The organism is Candidatus Izemoplasma sp., from assembly GCF_982632705.1.
This window is the reverse complement of record NZ_CEXEES010000080.1, coordinates 1-5,751: the sequence shown is the minus strand read 5'-3', so window position 1 is coordinate 5,751 and position 5,751 is coordinate 1. Positions and strand designations below refer to the sequence as shown.

3 protein-coding genes are annotated in these 5,751 nt (G+C 31.5%); all 3 read left to right on the top strand.

All coding sequences use genetic code 11. The features are described 5' to 3' along the window. The first annotated feature begins 107 nt into the window (after nt 1–107). The 3 genes from AC2LE6_RS08325 to AC2LE6_RS08315 all read left to right on the top strand — a co-directional run bounded on the left by AC2LE6_RS08325 (nt 108) and on the right by AC2LE6_RS08315 (nt 5,209). Entirely contained in the window at nt 108–530 is a 423-nt protein-coding gene (locus AC2LE6_RS08325; protein WP_484478796.1) for a hypothetical protein, read from the top strand. 740 nt (nt 531–1,270) lie between these two features. Continuing rightward, nucleotides 1,271–2,794, top strand: a complete 1,524-nt coding sequence (locus AC2LE6_RS08320) for an extracellular solute-binding protein (RefSeq protein ID WP_484478795.1) — start codon at nt 1,271–1,273, stop codon at nt 2,792–2,794. A 66-nt stretch (nt 2,795–2,860) separates the two neighbouring features. Next, nucleotides 2,861–5,209: an HD domain-containing phosphohydrolase gene (locus tag AC2LE6_RS08315; protein WP_484478794.1), complete on the top strand. Its 2,349-nt coding sequence runs from the start codon at nt 2,861–2,863 to the stop codon at nt 5,207–5,209. Nucleotides 5,210–5,751 lie beyond the last annotated feature (542 nt).

The following is a 5,751-nucleotide window of genomic DNA, read 5'->3' as shown; positions in this document are numbered from 1 at the left end:
AACTATGAACATAGTGAAGGACCTGAATTTGAAGTATATTCAAAAGGCAATGGATTTGATAAAGATTATGTATGTTACTATTGGGTACCGATAGTTGAGAAAGCATAATGGATCATCTAGTATATTTAGATGTTGAATCCCAGGAACTAGAAAACTTACAAGAAAACAACAAGAATGTTATCATAAGAGGTGCCTCAGGTAGAAAACTACCTTATGGTAGAGTAGAAAAAAATGATACACTGTATTTTGCAAATAATAACGGTGAAGGAGTTATTAGGGGAAAGGCAATCGTAAAATCCGTATTCTTCTCAGAAAAACTAACTCCTTTAGAGTCAGAAGACCTGTTTGATAAATATAATGAGAGAGCTAAATTAAAATCAAAAGCTTCTAAGAGATTTAGAGGGAAACGTTATATGATAATTATTGAAATTGAATCTTATACCAACTTAGATAACATACCATTTAGTAAAACCGATTATGGTAATATGGATGATTGGCTTCATGTTGGTAACATAAAAAACATAGCGTGAAATATGGGTTGTGTTTTTAGTATTCTATGTTTGTAAAAATAGAGTTTCGTTGTAATTGGGACTGGATTATTTTTGTAAGGAGCATCATAACGATTTTTGCATAAATTATTGATTATTCTACATAGTGTGGAACTAGAAACACTATGATTTTAATAAGAGACTAGTCAAGCCGTTTTACGGTTAGAATTGGACTGCAACTCCGTGATCACCAGTTCAAATCTGGTCGGGACCTCCATATTTGGCATAATAAAGACGCTTATCGCAAGCGTCTTTTTTTGTTTTTTACGAAAAAGTGATTGTAGTCCGTTGCTATAGAGAAGGTTATCTAAAACATACATTGTAAAATAAAAGCAAACATTGTCAATAGTAAGGAAAATTACAGTTATTAATTTCATTGTATATTTTTTTTATGCTTAGATAAAAAAATGTATATGGCAAAAGAAAAAGGGAAGAACTGTTTTGTTTCTTAGAGTATGCTTAGTTTCGTATATACTTAATAAATTGCATTTCGAACATTGTCATGGTAAACTTAACTTAAGTAAGCAATTTTACGGGTTCTAAAGGAACAAGTAATGAGTTCCTTTAAAAATAATACGTGGTTCTGATTACTAAATGAGTGATCCCAAAAAGTATAGCTGTTTGCTGTGCTTTTTTTATTAGTTATAATATAATAGTTGATTGTAAATTGACGTTTTAATTTTGTTTTGGAAAATTGGGTTATAATTATAGGAGGTAAGAATATGAACAAGAAGCTAGTTATAATATTGATTCTGATTTTAGCAACTCTTACTGGATGCAATACAAAAAAAGCTGATGATGCTTTTACTTTTAGTGTGCTTTATAATGAATCTAGTGATAATCCATATAATGAGGATTGGGAAATCCTAGAGGAATACAAAAAAGTGAGTAATGTTACAATTGATATAAGGATAGGAGATAATTCAGATTATGAAAGTGCAATTGAGTTAAACTTGAATGCGGAATCACCACCAGATGTAATACTAAAAGTTTGGCCTGATACTATAGAGGAATATGCAAATGAGGGTCTATTATTGCCAATTAGTGATTATGAAGATTTGATGCCAAACTATATGGCATATATTGAAGAACATAATTTGCAATCTGAAATTGACAAATTAAGATTTGCGAATGATAAATATTATATTCTTCCTGGATATCAACGTGAGATTCAAGTGCAACAGTGGATTTATAGACAAGATATCTTTGAAGATAGTAATATCCCGATGCCTACGACTTATGATGAACTGTTTGATGCATTGGTAATACTGAAGGAAGTATATCCAGATTCAACTCCAATAACTGCATCATGGGGTGGTGCACATTTATTGAGTATGATGGGTGCAGGATATGGAATTCCTGGGGGTTGGTCGGGAACAAGGTTTTTTGATGAGGAAAATAATGAATGGAAGTATGCTCCAGCAACGGACAATTATAAAGAGTTATATAGATTTTTAAACGAAAGTTACTCCGCAGGCATACTTGATCCAGCATTTTTTGATCAAAGTAATGATGATTTTATTGAAAAAATTGTAAATGGAAAAGCTTTGGTTACAGTAACTTGGGTTTCTTCAGGATTTGATACATGGAATGATCAATTAGAATCAAATGGTATAAGTGGTGGGAAATGGGCCCCATTACCAGTTATGGAAAGCACGATTGGAATTTCAGCACTTCCACCGGTTAATACTTTCAGAAAAGGAATAGCAATATCAAAAACAGCAATAGATAAACCATATTTTGAGGATATGCTTGCATTTCTCGACTGGGCGATTTATTCAGAAGAAGGTATTGATATTAGTTACTGGGGAATTGAAGGGTTAACATACGAGATAACAGCAGATGGAAAACAGTTTCTACCAAATATAATTTCAGCGAAAAATCCAAATGGAACTATAAGAATAAACGAGTATGGCTTTAATGAACTATTTAATCTTAATGAGAATGAAGAATTTGAAAACAATAAGAAACCAGACGACATTGTAACTTTCCTTGAAAATTCTATAAACGCTAATGAAACGTTACAACTTGCCCCGAATCTTGTATTAAGTGATAATGCGATAGAGATGGCCGGGATTATTGAGGAAGAATTAGCAATCTATATCAATGAGTCAAATATAAAATTTATAACCGGGGAATTAAGTATTGACGATGATTGGGAAGCATATTTAGTTAGACTTGAGGAACTGGGATATACGACTTTAGAAACTATATGGAATAACGCTTGGATTGAACAGAATAAATAGGCAACATATGTCAAATACACCAGATAAATAAGATTGTATATCTAAAATAATTAAGAAAGGAAAATCATGGATATGTTGAAAAGAACGAATGGCAAAGAAAAGAAATATTCAGCAAAGAAGATTTCCCTTTCAGAATATATGGGTTTAGGTTTAGGTTTGATTTTTATTATTTTAACTATTATCGGTTGGAAGTCAGTACAATTGGATAGTTTAGAAGAGTTATCACAAATAGTTGAATCAAACTCTATAATTTACCAAAATAAAGTTGAAGAAACAATGGAAAACATTATCTTCAATATGGAAGAACTTGCTGGACATGGTTCTCCAGATACACTTGAAGAGAAGCAAAAGTGGGACGTTCGTACCGAGTTTTACATTAAAAATATGTCAGGTATAACGAGTATTGTGTGGATTGATCATGACTTGAAAGTTAGGAGAGTTACACCTGCAGAAAATACTGAGTACATCATTGATACAAATTTCAATAGTGAAGGGAGTGAAAAGCATCATATCAATCTGCTATTTCCAACATACAATAATGATGTTTTAACTGGGTTTATAATGGCTGATGTCAATATTAATGACTTGATTTTATCAAATGCTTATGAATTCAAAAAAGAGTACATGATACAAGTCTTTCATGATAACCAACTTTTTGGTTCTTCAGACAATTGGCAGCAATCAAAAAACAATATCTCATCAAAAAGAGAGATATCTTTCGACAATGAAACGTACAGCTTTATTGTTACACCAACAAAAGAGAAGGTATCTGATATTACTCGTAGTTCATATTCGATTTTAATTGTTGGATTCCTATTCTCTGTCTTAGTTTCAGGATATTTCATAACTACAAAAAGAACTATAATAACAAAAACAAAACAAATTATAAAAAATAGTAATAGAAATGAAGTAATTGTTAAAGCATTTCAACATGATTTTCAATCTCATGAAGAACGATATAATTACATTTTAGAAGAGTTAGTAACTTTGGGAGAAAGCCAATCAGGATTTTTGTTTTCAGTAAATATGGATGGGAAATCTGAAATTAAGTCATGTTTTTCTATTTTTACAAAAGAGAAATGCAATCATTCATTACTGGAAAAGATAATAGTTGAGAACCCACTGATACAAAAAGTATTAAGTGAAATGACCCCTGTTGTGGAAAATGATTATGAAATGAATAATGAGTTTTCTGAAATGAAAATCTGTGATCAAAAGGTTCACCGCTTTGCAGCTATTCCTTTACAAAGAAACGGTGATATAATTGTTATTGTTTTGATTAATAAAGACTCCCAATATAACCCTGATAGTCTAAATCAAGTCTCAATATTGTTAATAGGATTATGGAATATGCTTGAACGTTCAATGCAAATTGATGAAATTAAGTATATTGGTTATCATGATGTCTTAACCGGTTTGTACAATCGAAGATATTATCAAGAATATCTAGACGAAATAGATATTCCTGAAAATTATCCAATCTCAGTTATAATGTCAGATATCAATGGGCTAAAGCTAATAAATGATGCTTTTGGTCATCTTGTAGGTGATAAGCTTCTTGTTTCTGCAGCAAATGTAATTTCAAATTCTTGTAAAGAAACTGATATGATTGCTAGAGTTGGTGGAGATGAGTTTGTCATTATTATGCCTAGAACAAGTGGACTAGAAGCTGGGGAAATCATAGATACTATTAAAAAAGAGGCAAAAAGAATCAAAGTTGAATCAATTGAGTTATCAATATCGTTTGGACTCAAAACTAAGTATGAAAATAACACTAGTATAGAAGAAATATTTAGAAGCGCTGAAGATTTAATGTATAGAGAGAAATTATTGGAAATTCCATCGATGCGAAGTGGTGCTATCGAGACTATTTTAAATACTCTATATGAAAAAGATAAAAATTCTGAAATTCATTCACGAGCTGTATCGAAAATCAGCGAGAAAATAGCTGAGTTTAACGGATTAGACAGACAGGAAATTAATGAAATAAAGACAGCAGGATTGCTTCATGACATTGGGAAAATAATTATTCCAATTTCTATCATAATTAAAGAAGGTAAGTTAACTACAGAAGAGTATGATCTTATAAAAGGACATCCAGAAATAGGGTTTAGAATATTGAACTCTTCACATGATATGAGAGGTATTTCTAATATTGTTTTGAATCACCATGAAAGATGGGATGGTTTTGGTTATCCAAGAGGTATAAAAGCAGAAGAGATTCCATTACAAGCTAGAATTATCGCTATTGCAGATGCATTTGATGCTATGACAAGTATAAGGACATATCGAGAAAAAATTTCAAATGAAGAAGCACTAAACGAAATTATTAGATGTGCAAACACACAATTTGATCCAAAATTAGTTAAAGTATTTGCAGAAAATTTTGATTCAATAATTTCAAATGTGATTTGATTTACTCCAAAAAAATGAAGTGCAATTATTACTATTATTTAGTTTATGAATAAGTATAGTCTCCTTACGGCTTAACGTGAGATGTGCAGATTGATGCAGGGCTATACTTTTTTTATGGATTTGAAATGATCGGACGAGAGTATCGTTCCTGGGATCCTCAGTGATGGATACCTATAAATATTAGTGATTCTTATATTTTAAAAATTTCTGTATAAATGAAGTTGATATTATTCTTGGAAGAGCAAAGGATTACATGTGGTAAAATAGCATAATGTTTTGATCTTTTTTTGCAGTTTTCCCTTTGTTTGGAGGTATAGTGAAATGAGCTTTAAAATAACTGCTACGGTCAAGCTGATTTTCAATTAGAATTGGACTGCAACTCCGTGATCAGCGGTTCAAATCCGCTCGGGACCTCCATTTTAGGCATAACAAAGACGCTTTCTCAAGCGTCTTTTTTTGTTTCCCTAGAAAAACTGTCTGTAGCCCGTCTTTTGAGTATTATTCTTGAAAAACGAATGATTGCATCAATTGAGATGACGTAT